Origin of the sequence: Phytoactinopolyspora mesophila (assembly GCF_010122465.1) — a bacterium.
In the GTDB taxonomy this organism is placed as follows: domain Bacteria; phylum Actinomycetota; class Actinomycetes; order Jiangellales; family Jiangellaceae; genus Phytoactinopolyspora; species Phytoactinopolyspora mesophila.
Window position 1 is genome coordinate 181671 of the sequence record NZ_WLZY01000008.1, and the last position, 18641, is coordinate 200311.

General features: G+C 65.4%; 20 protein-coding genes. 5 read left to right on the forward strand and 15 right to left on the reverse strand.

The window, feature by feature from the left end; translation table 11 throughout:
• Nucleotides 1-12: 12 nt before the first annotated feature.
• Nucleotides 13-453: a MarR family winged helix-turn-helix transcriptional regulator gene (locus F7O44_RS21725; RefSeq protein ID WP_162452381.1), complete on the reverse strand. Its 441-nt coding sequence runs from the start codon at nt 451-453 to the stop codon at nt 13-15.
• A gap of 7 nt (nt 454-460) precedes the next feature.
• Here F7O44_RS21725 and F7O44_RS21730 point away from each other — a divergent pair, with 7 nt between their 5' ends.
• From F7O44_RS21730 to F7O44_RS21745, 4 genes are all read left to right on the forward strand, one after another.
• Nucleotides 461-1639 carry a substrate-binding domain-containing protein gene (locus tag F7O44_RS21730; protein ID WP_162452561.1) on the forward strand — a complete coding sequence of 393 codons (1179 nt, stop codon included), beginning with the start codon at nt 461-463 and terminating at the stop codon, nt 1637-1639.
• A gap of 112 nt (nt 1640-1751) precedes the next feature.
• The gene (locus F7O44_RS32025) at nt 1752-2033 is read left to right on the forward strand and encodes an FmdB family zinc ribbon protein (protein WP_162452382.1); all 282 of its coding nucleotides are present in this window, start codon (nt 1752-1754) and stop codon (nt 2031-2033) included.
• A 53-nt stretch (nt 2034-2086) separates the two neighbouring features.
• Complete coding sequence (gene fmdA, locus F7O44_RS21740) at nt 2087-3340, forward strand: formamidase (protein WP_162452383.1); 1254 nt, start codon at nt 2087-2089, stop codon at nt 3338-3340.
• Nucleotides 3341-3509: 169 nt separating this feature from the next.
• A complete protein-coding gene (locus F7O44_RS21745) occupies nt 3510-4016 on the forward strand; it encodes an AmiS/UreI family transporter (protein ID WP_162452384.1) in 507 nt (168 codons plus the stop codon).
• A gap of 50 nt (nt 4017-4066) precedes the next feature.
• On the opposite strand, the gene F7O44_RS21750 is transcribed toward F7O44_RS21745, so the two are convergent.
• Nucleotides 4067-5710: a cation:proton antiporter gene (locus tag F7O44_RS21750; RefSeq protein ID WP_162452385.1), complete on the reverse strand. Its 1644-nt coding sequence runs from the start codon at nt 5708-5710 to the stop codon at nt 4067-4069.
• Between the two features lie 255 nt (nt 5711-5965).
• Between F7O44_RS21750 and F7O44_RS21755 the strand changes: the two genes are divergently transcribed.
• Nucleotides 5966-7111: an FAD-dependent oxidoreductase gene (locus F7O44_RS21755; RefSeq protein ID WP_162452386.1), complete on the forward strand. Its 1146-nt coding sequence runs from the start codon at nt 5966-5968 to the stop codon at nt 7109-7111.
• Nucleotides 7112-7327: 216 nt separating this feature from the next.
• On the opposite strand, the gene tesB is transcribed toward F7O44_RS21755, so the two are convergent.
• From tesB to F7O44_RS21820, 13 genes are all read right to left on the reverse strand, one after another.
• Nucleotides 7328-8188, reverse strand: a complete 861-nt coding sequence (tesB, locus tag F7O44_RS21760; RefSeq protein ID WP_162452387.1) for an acyl-CoA thioesterase II — start codon at nt 8186-8188, stop codon at nt 7328-7330.
• A 39-nt stretch (nt 8189-8227) separates the two neighbouring features.
• Complete coding sequence (locus tag F7O44_RS32030) at nt 8228-9367, reverse strand: phosphatase PAP2 family protein (protein ID WP_222851585.1); 1140 nt, start codon at nt 9365-9367, stop codon at nt 8228-8230.
• Nucleotides 9368-9433: 66 nt separating this feature from the next.
• Nucleotides 9434-10711, reverse strand: coding sequence for a UDP-N-acetylglucosamine 1-carboxyvinyltransferase (gene murA, locus F7O44_RS21770; protein ID WP_162452388.1), 1278 nt, complete (start codon nt 10709-10711; stop codon nt 9434-9436).
• Between the two features lie 95 nt (nt 10712-10806).
• The gene (locus F7O44_RS21775) at nt 10807-11247 is read right to left on the reverse strand and encodes a DUF2550 family protein (RefSeq protein WP_162452389.1); all 441 of its coding nucleotides are present in this window, start codon (nt 11245-11247) and stop codon (nt 10807-10809) included.
• 38 nt (nt 11248-11285) lie between these two features.
• Nucleotides 11286-11654, reverse strand: coding sequence for a F0F1 ATP synthase subunit epsilon (locus tag F7O44_RS21780; protein ID WP_162452390.1), 369 nt, complete (start codon nt 11652-11654; stop codon nt 11286-11288).
• Nucleotides 11655-11704: 50 nt separating this feature from the next.
• Nucleotides 11705-13147, reverse strand: coding sequence for a F0F1 ATP synthase subunit beta (gene atpD, locus F7O44_RS21785; RefSeq protein ID WP_162452391.1), 1443 nt, complete (start codon nt 13145-13147; stop codon nt 11705-11707).
• Nucleotides 13148-13152: 5 nt separating this feature from the next.
• On the reverse strand, nt 13153-14133 hold the full coding sequence (locus tag F7O44_RS21790; RefSeq protein WP_162452392.1) for a F0F1 ATP synthase subunit gamma: 981 nt from the start codon (nt 14131-14133) through the stop codon (nt 13153-13155).
• Between the two features lie 65 nt (nt 14134-14198).
• Nucleotides 14199-15890 carry a F0F1 ATP synthase subunit alpha gene (gene atpA, locus F7O44_RS21795; RefSeq protein WP_162452393.1) on the reverse strand — a complete coding sequence of 564 codons (1692 nt, stop codon included), beginning with the start codon at nt 15888-15890 and terminating at the stop codon, nt 14199-14201.
• Nucleotides 15891-15975: 85 nt separating this feature from the next.
• Nucleotides 15976-16785 carry a F0F1 ATP synthase subunit delta gene (locus F7O44_RS21800; protein WP_162452394.1) on the reverse strand — a complete coding sequence of 270 codons (810 nt, stop codon included), beginning with the start codon at nt 16783-16785 and terminating at the stop codon, nt 15976-15978.
• Nucleotides 16785-17354: a F0F1 ATP synthase subunit B gene (locus tag F7O44_RS21805; protein WP_162452395.1), complete on the reverse strand. Its 570-nt coding sequence runs from the start codon at nt 17352-17354 to the stop codon at nt 16785-16787. Before F7O44_RS21805 ends, F7O44_RS21800 begins: the two co-directional genes overlap by 1 nt.
• A gap of 2 nt (nt 17355-17356) precedes the next feature.
• The gene (gene atpE, locus F7O44_RS21810) at nt 17357-17578 is read right to left on the reverse strand and encodes an ATP synthase F0 subunit C (RefSeq protein ID WP_162452396.1); all 222 of its coding nucleotides are present in this window, start codon (nt 17576-17578) and stop codon (nt 17357-17359) included.
• Between the two features lie 58 nt (nt 17579-17636).
• Entirely contained in the window at nt 17637-18431 is a 795-nt protein-coding gene (atpB, locus tag F7O44_RS21815) for a F0F1 ATP synthase subunit A (RefSeq protein ID WP_222851586.1), read from the reverse strand.
• Nucleotides 18418-18627 carry a hypothetical protein gene (locus F7O44_RS21820; protein WP_162452398.1) on the reverse strand — a complete coding sequence of 70 codons (210 nt, stop codon included), beginning with the start codon at nt 18625-18627 and terminating at the stop codon, nt 18418-18420. The genes atpB and F7O44_RS21820 overlap by 14 nt, the downstream gene beginning before the upstream one ends.
• Between the last annotated feature and the right edge of the window lie 14 nt (nt 18628-18641).

Genomic DNA, 18641 nt, shown 5'->3' on the forward strand with positions numbered 1-18641 from the left:
GGGCGAAGCGGGCTACTGCCGCTGCGCGGTGCTGCTGGTGGACGTCAGCCGCTCGAGAAGCTGAACCAGAGCGGCACGTTCTTTGGGCTCAAAAGCAGCAAGCATGGATTCCGTTTTCTCGAGCATCGCCTCGTCGACCTGCTTGAGCAGCTCTAGACCGGGCTCGGCCACATGGATGAGCACACGTCGCCGGTCGAATGGGTCGTTGCGGCGGTAGACAAGCATCTTCTGCACCAGAGAATCCACCACTCGAGTGGCGGTGGCGCCGGCCAGTCCGAGTACTTCGGAGATCTCCCCCATGGCGTGGCCGTTGCCGTCCGCCAGCAGGCGCAGCACCTGCCACGGCTCCCGGCTCAGGCCCACTCGCTTCAACGCGGGGTCCCGAACCCCTACCACGAGGCGATCCAGGTCTCCTACAATCTGGAGCACTCGCTGGGTTTCGGTGATCCTCATGAGCGCAATGTCCTCGAGTCTGCAGCATCACGACGACGTCTCCTGGCGCCCGGAACCGGGTGACGTGCCGACTGATCATTCAGTCTATCGCGCACCCATTCTACGGATCCGGCCGTCGGAGCACCCTCGTTCACGCTCAACGGCGGTCAACGTCGGCCTCGTGATTCCCATGCACGGCCCGGCCGGGATCTTTGGGTTGTCATGTATCGCCTGTTCGGTGCTGGCCGGCGAGGAGATCAATGCCGAAGGCGGTCTCCTCGGCCGCGAAGTCCGCCTGGTGCCCATCGACGGCGCCGGCAACCCCGAGGTGGTGGCCGGCCGGGTCGTGGAACTGGTCAGGGACGGCCAGGTCGACGCCATCACCGGCTGGCACCTGTCGCACGTGCGGCGTGCGCTGGCGGCGCACCTACACGGCGAAGTGCCGTATGTGTACAGCAGTTTGTACGAGGGCGGCGAACATGCGCCCGGCGTCTTCATGGCCGGCGAGACACCAGATCAGCAGATCGCCCCGGCTATGGCCTGGCTGGCCCGCGAGATGGGGGTCCGCCGGTGGGCCGTCGTCGGGGACGACTACCTCTGGCCCCGCGGCTCGGCCAGCGCGGTCAGGCGGTTCGTCGGCGACTTCGGCCTTCAGCTCACCGATGAGATATTCGTGCCCCTCGGGCAGCACAACTTCGATCGGGTGATCAGCAGACTGCGCAGCGGCAGCGCCCAAGGTGTGCTGATGCTCCTCGTGGGCCAGGACGCCGTCCACTTCAATCGTGCCTTCGCCGAAACCGACCTCGATGAACGATTGGTCCGCCTCAGCCCACTGATGGACGAGAACATGCTTCTGGCCAGCGGTCCCGAGGCCGGCCGCCAGCTGTACTCGGCCGCCGGCTATTTCGGTGCGCTGGCCACCGAGGACGCGCTGGACCTCCTGGGGCGCTACGTACGCCGCTTCGGCCCGGACGCGCCGGTACTCAACAGCATGGGCGAATCCTGCTACGAAGCGCTGCGACTACTGGCCACCCTCGTCCGGCAGGCGCGTTCCCTCGACGTGCGGAGCATGTCTCATACAGCCGAGTCGCCGGTCGGCTATCACGGTCCGAGAGGTTCGGTGCACCTGCGCGATCACCATTTGATGCAGCGGGTCTACCTCGCGCGCGCCGACGGAACGGTATACGACGTCGTCACCCAGCTCTAGAGCGGTCGGCACCAGCTTTGCATGCACCCTTGACGCGGCACTCATGCGTGGATACTGTTCCAATGTGGAAATATTCCACTTCAGCACTAACCGGGGATCCGAAGGGAGAGCCATGGCGCTCTACGAATACCGCTGTGCGGGTTGCGGAATCTTCGAAGTGGCCAGGGCGATGGGCTCCGCCCCGTCGTCGCACCCATGTGCTCGCTGTGGATCCGACGCTCGGCGTTCTTTCTCGATCCCCCATGTCAACCGTGCTCCCACTCCACTGCGCAAGGCGCTGGACCGGGCGGAGAAGTCGCGCGACGAGCCCGCCGTCGTGACCCGGGTCCCACCCCAGCGTGATCGGCAACCGGGCCGCCAAGATCCTCGACGCAAGCATCTGCCCACTCCCTGAGCAGCAAACCGCACGTCGTCACCATCATTCGCCGTCGATACGGAGGTATCGCCATGCCCGACGTCGCATTCTCCATCGATTACACCCGATCGATGTTCGACCAAGACATCCCCGGCCACAACCGCTGGCACCCGGATATCCCGATCGCCTCCGAGGTCTCGCCCGGTGACGAGTTCCGGATCGAATGCCTCGACTGGACCGACGGCCAGGTCAAGAACGACGACTCCGCGAACGACATCCGCGACATGGACCTCCTGCGATGCCACGTACTCAGCGGACCGGTCGGCATCCGCGGCGCCGAGCCCGGCGATCTGCTGGTGATCGACATCCTGGACCTCGGCCCCGTTCCGCAGTCGGTGGGCGACCTGCCCGGCCAGGGCTGGGGCTACACCGGAATCTTCTCCAAGGTCAACGGCGGCGGCTTCCTCACCGACTACTACCCCGACGCCTACAAGACGATCTGGGACTTCCGCGGCCAGCAGGCCTCGTCGCGACACATCCCCGGCGTGTCCTACACCGGGATCACCCACCCTGGCCTGTTCGGCACCGCGCCGTCGGCGGAACTGCTGGCCAAGTGGAATGAGCGTGAACGCGCCCTCATCGCCCGTGACCCGGACCGCGTTCCGCCGCTCGCGCTACCACCGGACGAGACCAACGCGCTGGCCGGCGCCCTCGACCGCGGCTCCGCGGAGTTCGCGAAGGTCGCCCGCGAAGGTGCCCGCACCATCCCGGCCCGGGAGAACGGCGGCAATCACGACATCAAGAACCTCACCCGTGGCTCGCGCATCTACTATCCGGTCCACGTGCCCGGCGCGAAGTTCTCCGGTGGCGACCTGCATTTCAGCCAGGGTGACGGAGAGATCACCTTCTGCGGCGCCATCGAGATGGGCGGTTTCATCGACTTCGGCGTCGATCTCATCAAGGGCGGCATGGAGAAGTACGGCGTCACCACCAACCCCGTCTTCATGCCCGGCAACGTCGAGCCACGCTACTCGGAGTTCGTCTGCTTCACCGGTGTGTCGGTCGAGCACTCCACGAACACCAACGAGTACATGGACGCCACCCTCGCCTACAAGAACGCCTGCCTGAATGCGATCGAGTACCTGAAGAAGTTCGGTTATACCGGTGAGCAGGCCTACATGATCATCGGCACCGCGCCGATCGAGGGCCGGGTCAGCGCCGTCGTGGACCTGCCGAACGCATGCTGCTCGCTGTACCTGCCCACCGAGATCTTCGACGTCGACATCCGTCCGTCGGCCGACGGCCCGGTCACCCAAGACCGCGGACAGGTCGCGATTACCTCTTAACAACGCATCCGTGATCGTGAGCCAATTTGCGCCCACTCCCCCTGTGATCGTGAGCGGATTCCGGTCGCTATAGCCGCGCTTTCCCGCTCACGATCACCGGTCGTGCGGGCGGAAATCCGCTCACGATCACTTGACCGGCACCGCGTGCCGAACTCGGAGGTGACCACCCATGCTCGGCCTCGTACTGCTCTACGTCGGTGCTGTGCTCTTCGTGAACGGCATCTGGCTTCTCGGCCGTATCACACCCCGGGAAGTCGCGATCATGAACGTGTTCACCGGTCTGGTGGGGCTCGTCGTCGCGATCTTCGCCGTTGCGGCACAAGACCTCGCATCCATCCAGCTGGCCGGCTATGTGCTGCTGTTCGCCTTCACCTACCTGTGGGTGGCGTACAACCAGTACATCGACGCCGACGGGTCCGGCCTGGGCTGGTACTGCTTGTTCGTCGCCATCACGGCGGTACCTGTCTCGATCATCACCCTCAGCGACACCGGTGGTGACACGTTCCTCGTCTGGCTCGGCCTCAGCTGGGCGGTGTGGGCCGTCCTCTGGTTCACGTATTTCTTGCTCCTGGCCGTCAAACGGCCGATTCAGCAGTTCGCCGCCTACCTGACCATCGCCGCCGGGATCGGCACCGCGTGGCTGCCCGGATTCCTCGTGCTCAACGACTACATCTGACCCATGATCATGAACACTTGACGACCATATTGGTCGTCAAGTGTTCATGATCATCGGGTGTTGTCGTCGTCGCGGATGACCTCCGCAATCATGTCGGCCACCGAATTCGCCGCAAGCGAGAACGGTGCCAACACCACGTCCACACCCGCGGCCCGCAGTTGATCGGCATCGCGCTCGTTGTGGGCGGTCAAGGCGGTCTTGCCCTCGAAATCGTGAGCCCGAAGACCATGCAGCAGCGCCTTGTTGGTCTCGAGCAACGGCACGGTGCTGATCACGTAGCGGGCCTGGCTCAGCGGCAGCGTCTCGAGGAAGTGCGTATCCTCGGCGCTGCCGAAGACCGCGCTCACCCCCGCCCGCCGGTTGTTCATCACCCGATGTGGATCGAAATCAACAGCGAGCACCTGGTAACCGGCGCTACCGAGCCGGTCGGCGACGTGGCCACCGAAACGGCCGAGCCCGTACAAGATCACGTCAACATCGGCGTCGGAGTCGCTGACGCCGGACTTGAGGGTGCCTTCGCGTTCGAATACCCGCAGCCAGCGTTTGATCCGGTCATAGATGTGATGCGAATACAAGATCAGGTAGGTGGAGCCGCCGATCGTCACCAAACCGACGACGGTGATCAAGCTGACGGTCGCGTTGGTGATATGGCCGAGACTCAGCCCGAGGGCGGCAAGAATCAGCGAGAACTCGGAGATCTGCGCCACCGTCAGCCCGGCGAGAAATCCGACCCGAACCGGATACCGCATCGCCGCCATGATGAGGATGACGATCAGCGGATTGCCCAACAGCACGAACACCGAGAGAATCAGCGCTTCGGAGATCTGCTGAGCGGTGTCGGTGAACTCCAGCTTGGCGCCCAGATCGAGGAAGAAGAACAGCAGCATGAAGTCGCGCAGGCTGACCAGCCGCGACCCCAGCGCATCCCGATAAGGAGTAGTGGCCAGGGAGACCCCGGCCAGGAAGGCTCCCACTTCGGAGCTGAAGCCGAGCCATTCGCTCAGCGCCGCGACAAGCACCGCGTAGGCCACTCCGAACAGAACCAGCAGCTCCTGGGATCTGGCGATGTAATGCAGCAACCGGGGCAGGACGAACCGCATCAGCAGGCCGATACCGCCCAGCAGCGCGGCTCCCTTGGCGAGCACGGTGAAGATGTCCGTGGTGAGGTCGCCGTCAGTGGGCTGCCCGAACGCCGTCAACCCGATCATGACCAGGACGACGACGATGTCCTGGACGATCAAGAAGCCGACGGCTATGCGTCCGTGAAGCTGCTCGAGTTCACGCTTGTCGGAGAGCAGCTTCACGATGATGATCGTCGACGAGAAGGTCAGCGCGATGGCGACGTACACGGCGGTGACCGTGTCCATGCCGAGGGCGGTCGCGATCACGAAGCCGACCACGGAGGTGAAGAGAACTTGCCCGAGCCCGGTGGCCAGCGCGATCGGACCGGTGTCCCGGATCAGGTGCAGGTCGAGCCGAAGCCCCACGAGAAACAGCAGGATCGCGATGCCCATGCTGGCCAGCAACTCGATGGTGCCGTCGGCGACGACCCAGCCGGTGCCGGCGGGCCCGACGAGGATGCCGACGCCGATGAAGGCGACGATCATCGGCTGCCGGAACAGATTCGCGAGCAGGCCGGCTGCTGCAGCGATCGCCAGGATGACTGCAACCAGCGCGAAGGTATCCAGTTCCATGAACCCCAACCCGATGACGATGCCCGGACCGAAACAATATCCAACCCGGCACAAATTCGCAGGACAGGACATCCGAACAGGAGGAGCCCGTCGCTGGCCGATCGGCTCTTCGCGCTGGCCCGGCCGCGGGCGGAGCATGAGATTTCGCGGGACAATCACGAGGTTTCTTACCGGTATCTCGCCAGCAGCCTGTTCGAGCGCCGCGCATGCTGGTACCGTCACGCAGCAGGGCGTGTAGTGGCGGAGGTGGACTGGATGGCTCATGTTCTGGTGCTCGGTGGGGGCTTTGGCGGGCTCGCTGCCGCGCACGAGCTGCGCCGGCGGTTGCCCCCTACCGATGAGGTCACCGTGGTGGCCATGAGCGACCGGTTCTTCGTCGGCTTCGCCAAACTCTGGGATGTCGCGGGGTTGCGTCCGTTGCTGGACGGCACCCGTCCGCTGGAGCGCCTACGTCGCCGCGGCATTCGCTTCCTGCAGGCCGAGATCACCTCGATCGACCCCGCCGCACGTCAGGTCGAGACCACGGCCGGAACGCTGAGTGCCGACGGCATCATCGTCGCGCTCGGAGCCACCTATCAGCCCACCAGCGCCGCGCTGCTGGAGAATGGCGCGTTCAACCTCTACCACGCCGAAGCTCTGCCCGGTATCCGCGCGGCGCTGGAAGAACTTACCGAGGGTACGCTGCTGGTCAGCATTCTGGGTGCACCGTATCTATGTCCGCCTGCGCCGTTCGAGGCCACACTGCTTCTCGAGGAGCGTCTGCGCAAAGAAGCCCGGCGCGAGCGGGTCAACGTCGTGGTGTCCACCCCGGCGCCGTTGACCCTCCCCGTGGCGGGAGCGGACGCCAGCCGCTACCTGGCCGACCGCCTGACCGAACGGGGCGTCACCGTGCTCACCGAGCATGCCGTCGAGACGATCGACCGCGAGACGCAGACAGTCCAGTTCGAAGGCGGGGACAGTCTCGAATGGCAGCTGCTGCTCGCTGTGCCAGCCGCCGCACCACCGCCAGTGGTGACCAAGAGCCCACTGGCCGGGCCGTCCGGGTGGATCGAACCGGATCGGCACACCTTCGCCACGCACACCGACCGCGTCTATGCCGTCGGCGACTGCACGCTGATTCCCACCTCCACCGCGCAGTTGCCGAAGGCTGGTGTGTTCGCGGAGGCGGCCGGCAAGATCTCGGCAGCCAATCTGGCCGCGGATCTCTACGGCGGCGACCACATCACCTTCGACGGGTACGGTTTCTGCTTCCTCGAACTCCCCGGCAAGCAGGTCGCGACCGTCACCGGCGACTTCTATGCCGAGCCCCGCCCCGATGTCCGGCTCACCCCGCCGGACGAAGCCAGCTTCCGCGCCAAGCAGCAGTGGGAGCAGGAACGGCTCACCGCCTGGCTCGGCTAAGCGGGCAAGGCTGTGGAAGGGGCGCCCACCAGCGCCCGGTGCGTGGAATCTCTCCATGGTGTGGGCGGGCATGTCGAGCGGCGAGACGGCGCCCAAGAGGCCCGGCCCATGAAATCTCTCCATGGTGTGGTGGGCATCAGCGAGGGAGGCCTACGGCGAAGCCCTCGCCGACCGAGTCTGCTGGGCAAGGAGAGATTTCATGGGCCAGGCCTCTTCCTAGGCGACGGACCGCACCAAGCCTTCCTGCGCCACCGTCGCCACCAACCGGCCGTCAGCGGCGAACACCCGCCCCAGAGCCAGGCCTCTGGCTCCATGGGCGATAGGTGACACCTGATCGTAGAGCAGCCATTCGTCGGCCCGGAACGGCTGATGGAACCACATCGTGTGATCCAGCGAAGCCGTCTGCAGGCCGGGCGCTCCGATATAGGTGTTGTGCGGGACCAGGGCCGCGCCGAGCAGCGTGAGATCGCTGGCGTAGGTCAGCACACACGCGTGTGTGGTCGGCTCGTCCGGCATCTGCCCGGCGGCGCGGAACCACAACCTCGCCAAGGCCGGATGGTCCGGCGACGTCACCTTCCCGCCCGGGCGGGAGTCTCCGACATAACGGACGTCGAGTGATGCCCACTCCTTGTCCCAGGCCCCAACCGGCAGCCCGGACATCTTCTCCAGCAGCTCGCTGAGCCGGGGGCAATCCTCGGGAGCCGGTACCTCGGGCATGACGTCCTGGTGCTCCATCCCTCCCTCCGACTTGTGAAACGATGCCGTGAGATAGAAGATCGACGTGCCGTGTTGCCGCGCCACGACCCGCCGGGTGGTGAACGAACGTCCGTCGCGTACCAGCTCTACGTCGTAGACGATCGGCACCGTGGTGTCACCTGCACGCAGGAAGTACGCGTGCAGCGAATGGACGGCCCGTTCTGGTGGCACCGTCCGCACCGCGGCCATCAGTGCCTGCCCGGCCACCTGACCACCGAAGACCCGTTGGAGCCGAGTCTCGGGCTGGCGGCCGCGGAACAGATTGTCCTCGATCGTCTCGAGATCCAGGACGGCGAGCAGATCATCAAGCGAATCAGGCACAAGATCCCCTCAGTAGTTCGGACGAGTATGCGGCAGCCTTCACACCGTGCGGGCAGTGGCAGGCCGCACGGAAGCGCGGTGTTCCCACCATCGCGCGACAGCACATACGAGAACGACATACAGCCAGCCGGCCAAGACGTCCACGACGTAGTGTTCGCCACCGTAGACGAGTGTGAACCCCATCGCCAGCGGGAACAGCGCCAGGACGACCCTCAGCCCTACTCCGAGAACCGTGCCGAGAGGCACCCGCCCAACCAGCCACCGTCCGTAGAGATGCCCCACGACCGGCCACAACGCCACGACCGAGAGCAGAGCGAAGGCCGAATGCAGTGAGGGCAGCGCCGCGACCTGATTGCTCTGTGCCTGCGCGTCCTTGAGCATCACGTCGGCGAAAGACAACCCCAGCTCCCACCAGCCGCGGGTGGAGATCCGGGCGACCTCGTCGGATATCTCGCCCACCCGGGCCGCATACCACGGCGGTGCGGCCGGAAGCAGAACATAGGTGAGCAGCCCGGTGTAAGTGAGCAGCAGCACCCGGCGGATGTATCGGATCCACAACGGGCGAGACCGGAAGTAGAACACTGCCGCGATGGCCCACGGCAGCACGAAATGGGTGAAGTAGACGATGGCGACCGGCACATCCCACCAGCGAACCTGGGCCGCGTCGTAAAGTCTCTCCTGCAGCCAGACGGTCGGCAGTTCCCCGAGGAACAGCCACTCCTCGACCCGTACGAGCTCACCGATGCGCACGGTCATGCCGAGGGTGTCGGCGATGCCGCGCGTGTGGTCGTAGAGCACCAGCGCGGCCACCAGCGGTATCCAGTCGAGAAACACCCGGACGTGCTGTTGCCAGGTCCGGCCCAGTCCGGCTGCGAGAATCCCCGCGACGATCCATACCGTCTGCCCGATCCGGTCGATCGGAACACCGACATTCAGGCAATACCACAGCAGCACGGCCAGATAGAGCGCGAATCCGATCCGCCCCGGTGTCATCCAGCTGGGCAGCACCCGGCCGGCAGGCGCCAGCCAGCCACGCCACCCGCCGGTCCGGGTGTTGTCGCCAGGCGAACCGTCGTCCGGTGCCGGCTCGCCGGCGGACGTGCCGGGGTCGCGGGCCTCCCATTGTTGGTCCAGGACGTCCTCGGACTTCAGCGCAGCCTCGTCCAGCGGCTCGGTCACCTCAGCTCGATCAGTCCCGCTGGACATGTGGGTCCGGTCCCATGCTGGTTTCGTGAGCAGGAACCATCAGTCATCGAACCGATCAGGATCAGGCTCGCGAGTGACATCGGCACCGAGCTGGTTGAGCTGACCGACGAAGTCCGGATACCCGCGGTCGATGTGGTGCACCGCCGAGACCAGAGTCTCGCCTTCTGCCACCAGCCCGGCCAGCACCAGCCCGGCACCGGCTCGAATGTCGGTGGCGATCACCGGGGCACCGGACAGTGTCTCCCGGCCCCGGACCACGGCATGATGACCGTCGATCCGGACGTCGGCACCGAGGCGGGCCAGCTCGTTGACGAACATGAATCGCGCCTCGTAGACGTTCTCGGTGATCATCGCAGTGCCGTCGGCAAGCGCGTTCAGCGCCACGACCATCGGCTGCAGGTCGGTGGGGAAACCCGGGTAGGGCAAGGTGACGACATCGATGGCGCGCGGACGGCCGGACATCGCCACCCGGAAGCCGCCCTGTCCGTGTGTCTCCACCACCGCGCCGGCCGCCATCAGCTTGTCCAGAACAAGTTCCAGATGCTCGGCCCGGCCGTTGGTGACGGTGACATCGCCGCGAGTCATCAACGCGGCCACCGCCCATGTTCCGGCGACGATCCGGTCCGGAACGGTGGTGTGCTGAACCGGCCGGAGCCGATCCACGCCCTGAACCCGCAGGGTCGAGGTCCCGGCGCCATCGATCTTGGCGCCCATGTTGGTCAGCATCTCGCAGATGTCGATGATCTCCGGCTCACGCGCGACGTTGTCGAGCACGGTCTCGCCGTCGGCCAGCACGGCGGCCATCAGGATGTTCTCAGTAGCGCCGACACTCGGGAAGTCGAGTCCGATCATCGCGCCCTTGAGACCACCCGGCGCCCGTGCTACGACGTATCCGTGCTGAACCTCCACATGAGCGCCCAGCCGTTCCAAACCGGCGATGTGCATGTCGAGGCCCCTGGAGCCGATCGCATCACCGCCAGGCAGCGCCACGTCGGCAGCACCGCAACGGGCCAGCAGCGGCCCCAGTACGCAGATCGAAGCCCGCAGCCTTCGCACTAGTTCGTAAGGGGCCTCGTGAGCCACCTTCTCCGGGACGTCCACCGTGACCGTGGTGCCTTGCCGGCTGACCTCCGCCCCCAGCCTGCTGAGCAGCTCGGACATATATTCGACATCGGTGATCGCCGGCACGTCGAGCAACGAGCTGCGCCCCTCGGCGAGCAACGTGGCGGCCATCAGCTTCAGTGAGCTGTTCTTGGCGCCGCTGACATGGACGGAGCCGCGCAAGGACGCACCGCCGACGACTCGTAGTCTCTCCACCGTCTCAGTATCTCCTGTTCAGCGGGCTCATCCCGGGTATCCCAGGAATCCGAGTGTCGTCGATGGCGCCCGGCCGGATCCCCGACACCCGCCCTCTAGCGGACCAGGTGTCCCCCGGGCGGCGCCGCTTCGAGCCAGGCAAGGAACGCCGTGGACGCCGGCTCCGTCATCGATATCTCCACGGTCGTCGGACCAACCGCACAGCTCAGCACCACGTGCCCGGCCGGCAGCTCGAAATCTTCCTCGGCATCCGGAGCCCGGCGCCCGCTGACGGCGAGCTGCCCACGGCGTACCGAGCGTTTCGCCCGCGGCGAGAAACTGAAGGTACGAAACCATTCCAGGCATTCCCCGCGGTAACGCCCGATGCCGAAGACCCACCCGCCAGCCCAGCCTTCTTGGCTGCCGACCCGCATGCACATGTCGAACCCGCCCTCGCGCTGCAGAACGCCACGGCGCAAGTAGAGCACCACCAGAGCGGCGGCCACCAACGCCGCAAGGGCGATGAGTATCACCGCCACCCACGTGATCAGTGCCACCAATCACCCCCGATGTGCTTCGTCGTGCTTCTCCCGGCCTATCTGTTTCCCGCTACCTGGAGCCGAGCCCGGGCCCAACGCTGAGCGGCCTGGTCCTCGCCAACAGCAGCAAGTTCTTCTTCCACACTAGCCGCATCGATCTCGTCCGCAAGCTGGGCCACCTCGGCCAGCACCGCGACGTGGTCCTCGGAGACCGAGAGAAAACCCCGGTCCACCGCTGCGACGATGGACTCACCGGACTCTGTGCGCACCGTGACGGCGCCGGTGACCAGCAGGCCGAGCACCGGTTCGTGCCCGGCCATGATGCCGATCTCGCCTTCGGTTGTCTTGGCGACAACGATGCTCGCCGTTCCCGACCACACCTTCCGGTCAGCCGCCACAACCTCGACGTTGAGCTCTCCAGCCACACCAGTTCCTTCCCTCGACCGGTCTTCTCGTCGACCAGCCTGCCCGTGTCCTACGAGGCCAGGGTGTTGGCCTTCTTCTCCGCGTCCTCGATGTTGCCGACGTAGCTGAACGCCTGCTCAGGCAGGTGATCGTACTCGCCCTTGCAGATCGCGTCGAACGATTCGAGCGTCTCCGACAGCGGCACGAACACACCGGGCTGACCGGTGAAGGCCTCGGCGACGAACATGTTCTGAGACAGGAACCGCTGCAACCGGCGGGCCCGGTTAACCGTGATCTTGTCCTCTTCGGACAGCTCGTCGATACCCATGATCGCGATGATGTCCTGCAGATCCTTGTACTTCTGCAGGATCTCCTTCACCCGGCTGGCGATCCGGTAGTGCTCCTCGCCGATGTACTGCGGGTCGAGGATCCGGCTCGACGAGTCGAGCGGGTCCACCGCCGGGTAGATGCCGAGCTGCGAAATGGGCCGCGACAGCACGGTCCGCGCGTCGAGGTGAGCGAAGGCCGTGTGCGGCGCGGGGTCGGTGATGTCGTCCGCGGGAACGTAGATCGCCTGCATCGAGGTGATGGAGTGACCCCGAGTGGAGGTGATGCGCTCCTGGAGCTCACCCATCTCGTCAGCCAGCGTCGGCTGGTAACCCACCGCCGAGGGCATCCGGCCCAGCAGGGTGGACACCTCCTGGCCGGCCTGGGTGAACCGGAAGATGTTGTCGATGAACAGCAGCACGTCCTGGTTCTTCACATCGCGGAAGTACTCCGCCATGGTCAGCGCCGACAACGCCACCCGCATCCGGGTGCCCGGAGGCTCGTCCATCTGACCGAAGACCAGCGCGGTGTCTTTCAGGACGTCGGCTTCGGCCATCTCGACCCAGAGGTCGTTACCCTCACGGGTACGTTCCCCGACCCCGGCGAAGACCGACGTACCACCGAAGTTCCGGGCCACTCGGGTGATCATCTCCTGGATCAGCACCGTCTTGCCCACACCGGCACCACCGAACAGGCCGATCTTTCCACCCTGGATGTACGGGGTGAGCAGATCAAGCACCTTGATGCCGGTCTCGAGCATCTGCGTGCTGCCCTCGAGCTGATCGAATGGCGGCGGCTTGCGGTGGATGACCCAGCGGTCATCCGCCTTGATCTCGGATTCGTCGACATCAAGCGGCTGGCCGAGGGCGTTGAACACGTGGCCCTTGACACCATCACCGACGGGCACGCTGATTCCCGTGCCGGTGTCCGTGACCGTCGCGCCGCGAACCAGCCCATCGGTCGGTTGCATCGAAATGGCCCGCACCAGGCCGTCGCCGATGTGCTGCTCGACCTCAAGGGTGAGCGTGCGGTTGCCGCCCGATGCCTCGGACAACTCGATGTTCGTGGTGAGCGCGTTGTAGATCTCCGGCATGTGACCTTCGCCGAATTCGACGTCGACGGTCGGCCCGATCACCCGCACCACGCGACCGGTCTTGACCGCGGTCTCCTCAACAGTGGCAGTCATATCTCCTACTCACTTCCTGCAGCCGCCAGCGCGTTCGCGCCACCGACGATTTCGCTGATCTCTTGGGTGATCTCGGCCTGACGGGCCGAGTTGGCCTGCCGAGTCAAGTTCTCTTGCAGCTCTCCTGCGTTGTCCGTCGCCGCCTTCATGGCCCTACGACGCGCCGCCCACTCGGAGGCCGCGGCGTCGAGCAACGTCGTATACACGAGATTACCCGCATAGGACGGGAGCAATGCGTCGAGGACCTCCTCCGCGGAGGGCTCGAAGTCGTACAACGGCAGCGCCTCGTCGTCGGCCGGCCGGGAACTCGGCGCCGGAGCCGCGGTTTCGGGCTCGGCCTGCTCTGGTCCACCGGCCGCCTCCACACGATGTAACGGCTCAGGCACGTCTTCCACCACGATCGGGAACAGCCGCCGGGCCCGGACCTCCTGGCTCACCATGTTCTTGAAGTGAGTGGAGACCACGTGGATCTCGTCGACCCCGCCGTCCTCGGTAGGCGTGTTGATGGCATCGAGCAGGTCGTCCGCGATCTGACGGGCCTGGGCGTATGTCGGCTTGCCGGTGAAATCGACGTACTCACCGAACAACTCACGGCCCCGGAAGCGGAACCAGTTGACGCCCTTCTTCCCAACCACGTAGGGGCGGACTTCCTGGCCCTGTTCGTGCAGCAGGCCGGTAAGCGCCTCAGCCTGCCGGATGACGTTGGCCGAGTACGCTCCGGCGAATCCACGGTCGGAGGTGACCACCAGCACCGCCGAGCGTTGCGGTGTGCCGGCGCCCTCCAGCAGGTGATGGTCGAGATTCGACCGCGCGGCGGCGGCCTCCAACGCACGCACCAGCGCCTGGCTGTACGGCTTGGCCGCGTCGGCCAGCTGCTGGGCCTTGACGATCCGCGAGGCGGCGATCAATTCCTGCGCCTTGGTGATCTTCTTCATGGACTCGGTGGAACGAATCCGCCGCTTGAGCTCACGAAGCTCTGCGCCCACTGATCAGCACCTCCTCTCGTTGTCCGATGTCGCCGTTGGCTCAAATCTGCCCGGACGTCGTTGGCTCACGGCGAGGGAGCCCCGGTTTCGCCCTGGGGACCGGCCACCTGCTGCACGTCCTGGGCGGAGCGCCGCCGACGACGCAGCGTGACCTGGTCTTCCTCGCCCTCTTCCATCGCCTCGACCGGCTCGTCCTTGATCAAGGGCTGACCGCTCGCGGTGACGAACTGCTGCTTGAAGGTGTCGATCGCCTGCTCGAGCAACGACGCGTCGTCGTCGGAGAGCTTTCCTGTGGAACGAATCGATTCCAGCACCGCGGAGTGCTCACGGCTCAGGTAGTCGAGGAACTCGGCCTCGAACCGGCGAATGTCCTCGACCGGAACCTCGTCGAGGCGCCCGGTCGTGGCAGCCCAGATGGAGGCCACTTGACGCTCGACGGGCACCGGCGCACCTTGGGGCTGCTTCAGCAGTTCAGTGACCCGCTCACCTCGGTCCAGCTGGGCACGGCTGGCCGGGTCCAGATCGGATGCGAACGCGGCGAACGCCTTCAGCTCGTTGTACTGGGCCAGATCGAGTCGCAGGGTACCCGAGACCTTCTTCATGGCCTTGATCTGTGCGTCACCACCGACGCGGGACACCGAGATACCGACGTTGACCGCCGGCCGGATACCCGAGTGGAACAGATCCGATTCCAGGAAGCACTGACCGTCGGTGATCGAGATCACGTTCGTGGGGATGTACGCGGAGACGTCGTTGGCCTTCGTCTCGATGATCGGCAGACCGGTCATCGAGCCGGCGCCGAGTTTGTCGGAGAGCTTCGCGCAGCGCTCCAGCAGGCGCGAGTGCAGGTAGAACACGTCCCCTGGGTAAGCTTCACGGCCCGGCGGGCGCCGCAGCAGCAGCGAGATCGCGCGGTAGGCCTCGGCCTGCTTGGTGAGGTCGTCGAAGACGATCAGTACGTGGTAGCCCTGGTACATCCAGTGCTGGCCGATGGCCGAGCCGGTGTAGGGCGACAGGTACTTGAAGCCGGCGGCGTCAGACGCGGGGGCGGCGACGATGGTCGTGTACTCGAGCGCACCAGACTCTTCGAGCTGCTTACGCACACCCGCGATGGTCGAGCCCTTCTGGCCGGTAGCGACGTAGATGCAGCGCACCTGCTGCTTCGGGTCGCCGCTCTTCCAGTTGTCGACCTGGTTGAGGATGGTGTCGACGGCGACCGTGGTCTTACCGGTCTGCCGGTCACCGATGATCAGCTGCCGCTGGCCCCGGCCGATCGGAGTCATCGCGTCGATCGCCTTGATACCGGTCTGCAACGGCTCGGAGACACTCTGCCGGTTGATGACCGACGGTGCCTGGAGCTCGAGGGCACGACGTCCTTCCGCCTCGATCTCGCCGAGCCCGTCCAGCGGGTTGCCCAGCGGGTCGACGGTACGGCCGAGGAAGCCGTCGCCGACCGGCACCGAAAGGACCTCACCGGTACGGCGAACCGTCTGTCCTTCTTCGATGCCTTGGTACTCACCGAGCACCACGACACCGATCTCGCGTATCTCGAGGTTGAGTGCGAGGCCAAGAGTGCCGTTCTCGAACTCCAGCAGCTCGTTGGCCATCGCCGAGTGCAGTCCTTCGACGTGAGCGATGCCGTCGCCGGCGTCCACAACCCGGCCGACCTCTTCGCGAGAGGCCTCCGGCGCGTACGACTGGACGTGTCGCTCGATCGCGTCCCGGATCTCTTCCGGCCGGATCGTCAGCTCCGCCATCTTTTGGTCCCTACTCTTTCGTCTTCGAACCCGGTGGGTTGTCCTGTCTCAAACCAGTGTGAACGGCACCTGAGCGCCGACAAAGTCACCTCGACACGCCGAATTTGCGGCGGATGTCCTCCAGCCGCTGTGCGACGCTTCCGTCGATCACCTCGTCGCCGACCCGGACCACGATTCCGCCCAGCACGTCCGGGTCGACTTCGATCTGCAGATCCACGTCCCGGTTATAGATACGGCCCAAGACCGCCACCAGACGTTGCTCCTGGTCAGCGCTTATTGGGGCCGCAACCTTGATTCTGGCCAGCAAGTGCTCGCGACGGCGGGCCGACTGGTCGACCAACGCGGCCAACGCTTCACTCAGCTGCCGCCCGCGCGGGTTGGTCACCAGCTGCCGCACGAACCCGGCGGTGGTTTCATCCACCTGGCCACCGATGAGCCCATCCAGCAGGTCGGCTCGTGCCTCGGCAGCCACCGACGGATCCGACAACGTCTGCCGTAGCTCGTCGTCACCGGCCACGAGTCGGTCGACCCGGAACAGCTCGTCCTCGACATCGTCGAGGCGGCCCGCCTGCTCGGCCGCGATCAAGCCGGCCTCGAAACCAAGTGCCTCGACAGCGTCGACAAGATCAGTGCTGCTGTTCCAGCGCCGTCCGGCCACATCCACGACCACCTCGAGCGCGGCGCTGCTGATCTTGCCATCGAAGACAGACCTGGCCAGCGCCACCCGAGCGGCGGTCTCAGTGCCGGAATCGGACAGTGCGCTGCGCAGTGCCGACGCGCTTGCCAACGCGTTGGACACCTGCAGCAGCTCACCCGACAGCCCGGCGTCGGAGGGCGCGCGCTCGGAGAGTGCGGTACGAGCGGCTTCGAACGAGGTCCGGCTGGAACCCAGCATCAGCGCGTCTCCTGCTCTTCCGCCGCCACGGATTCGAGGTCGGCGATGAAGCGATCGACAGTGGCGCTGACCTTCTGCTCGTCCAGCGTCTCGCCGACGATCTTCTCCGCCAGGTCGGTAGCGAGCCGGCCGACGTCACGGGCGAGCACGTTGCGTACCCGGTCCGCCTCGGCCGACAGCTGAACCTCGGCCCGCTCGGCCACCGCGGAGGCGGCCTCCTGAGCTTCGGTCCGCGCCTCGGTCACGATCGACTGCCGCTCTGCCTGGGCCTCGGCCCGGATCTGTGCGGCATCGGATCTGGCCTCGGCCAGCTGCTCGCGGTACTGCTCGAGCAGCACGTGAGCCTCGTTGCGCTCACGCTCGGCCTGTTCCAGCTTCTGCTCGATGCCCTCGGACCGGGCGTCGAGCGCGGTCTTCATCTTGGGCAGGACGTACTTCCAGAAGATCCAGAACAGGACCGCGAAACACACCGCCGACCAGAAGATGTCATAAAACGGAGGCAGGAACAGATCGATGCCCTCGGGGACACCGTCGTCCTCCGCCGCCTGCGGATTCGTTTCTCGAGTCATCTCTAGTACAAGAACCCGGCGATGATGCCCAGCAGCGCCAGCGCTTCGACGAGCGCGATGCCGATGAACATGTTGACTCGCAGCACCGCGGTGGCCTCGGGCTGGCGAGCCATACCCTCGAGCGCCTTGCCGATCAGCAGACCCAGACCGATACCCGGTCCCAGTGTCGCCAGACCGTAGCCGATGACAGCGAGGTTGCCCTCAACCTGAGCGAGAAGCTCCACGTTACTTATCCCTTTCTACTTGGCGACCGAGCGGTTGCTGCGGCCGTCGAGCGTCATGTCAGTGACTTTCACTCTCGGCACCGGCGATGTACAAGGCGGTCAGGAGAGTGAAGATGTAAGCCTGCAGCACCGAGATGAGGATCTCGAATGCGGTGACGCCGAGTCCCATCGCCGCTGCGCCCAAGCCGAGCGGCCGAAGAATCCAGTCGGCTTCCAGCAGCAGGTAATGGGCACCGGCGAAGAACAACACCAGCATCAGGTGTCCGGCCATCATGTTGGCCAGGAGACGGATGGTCAGCGTGATCGGGCGCAGGATGAAAGTCGAGAGGAACTCGATCGGTGTCAGGAGGATGTACACCGGTATCGGAACGCCGGGCGGAAACAGGTTCACCTTCATGTACTGGCCGAACCCGTGCTTACGGATCCCGGCGATGTTGAACACCAGCCACGAGATCACCGCGAGCATCGCCGGCACCGCCACCACGCTGGTACCCGCCAGGTTGAGCCCTGGCACGATGCCGGCGAGGTTCAGCGCAAGGATGAAGAAGAACAGAGTGACCAGGTACGGAAGGTACCGGCGCCCTTTCTCCCCCATGATCGAGTCGATGACATAGGTCTGGACGAAGTTGACCGCGAGTTCGCCGATGTTCTGCAGCCCGCGAGGCACCACCTGCGGCCGCCGGAAAGCGAGGATGAACAGCGTGGCGATCGCCACGGTCATGAGCACCTGGATCATGTTGACCCGGGTGAACTCGAACGGCGTTCCCTCGAACAAGATGGCCGGCGGGAAGAAATCGACCAGCGACGGGGTGTGGAACCCCTCGCCTTCAGCGATCAGGTCAGTCGTCGGCATGAGCGCGCTCAGGATCGTCTCCGTTGGCTTCAGGGCCCGGCGCATCGTCCCGGCCGTATCGCTTATAGATGATGTATCCCGACAGGACGAAACCCACGACGAGGCCCACGGGAAGCCCGGCGGACCAACCGGTGAGTTTGTCCACCCCGAACCCGATCAGGCCGTAGAGTGCGGGCCCGGCGAGCAGGGTACCCATGACATGCCAAACAA

Excerpts from the sequence above, each read along its gene's own strand:
- F7O44_RS21725 (WP_162452381.1), bottom strand. The coding sequence starts at position 453 with ATGAGGATCACCGAAACCCAGCGAGTGCTCCAGATTGTAGGAGACCTG.
- F7O44_RS21730 (WP_162452561.1), top strand. The coding sequence starts at position 461 with ATGTCCTCGAGTCTGCAGCATCACGACGACGTCTCCTGGCGCCCGGAA.
- F7O44_RS32025 (WP_162452382.1), top strand. The coding sequence starts at position 1,752 with ATGGCGCTCTACGAATACCGCTGTGCGGGTTGCGGAATCTTCGAAGTG.
- fmdA (WP_162452383.1), top strand. The coding sequence starts at position 2,087 with ATGCCCGACGTCGCATTCTCCATCGATTACACCCGATCGATGTTCGAC.
- F7O44_RS21745 (WP_162452384.1), top strand. The coding sequence starts at position 3,510 with ATGCTCGGCCTCGTACTGCTCTACGTCGGTGCTGTGCTCTTCGTGAAC.
- F7O44_RS21750 (WP_162452385.1), bottom strand. The coding sequence starts at position 5,710 with ATGGAACTGGATACCTTCGCGCTGGTTGCAGTCATCCTGGCGATCGCT.
- F7O44_RS21755 (WP_162452386.1), top strand. The coding sequence starts at position 5,966 with ATGGCTCATGTTCTGGTGCTCGGTGGGGGCTTTGGCGGGCTCGCTGCC.
- atpD (WP_162452391.1), bottom strand. The coding sequence starts at position 13,147 with ATGACTGCCACTGTTGAGGAGACCGCGGTCAAGACCGGTCGCGTGGTG.
- atpA (WP_162452393.1), bottom strand. The coding sequence starts at position 15,890 with ATGGCGGAGCTGACGATCCGGCCGGAAGAGATCCGGGACGCGATCGAG.
- F7O44_RS21800 (WP_162452394.1), bottom strand. The coding sequence starts at position 16,785 with ATGCTGGGTTCCAGCCGGACCTCGTTCGAAGCCGCTCGTACCGCACTC.
- F7O44_RS21805 (WP_162452395.1), bottom strand. The coding sequence starts at position 17,354 with ATGACTCGAGAAACGAATCCGCAGGCGGCGGAGGACGACGGTGTCCCC.
- atpB (WP_222851586.1), bottom strand. The coding sequence starts at position 18,431 with ATGCCGACGACTGACCTGATCGCTGAAGGCGAGGGGTTCCACACCCCG.
- F7O44_RS21820 (WP_162452398.1), bottom strand. The coding sequence starts at position 18,627 with ATGGGTACCCTGCTCGCCGGGCCCGCACTCTACGGCCTGATCGGGTTC.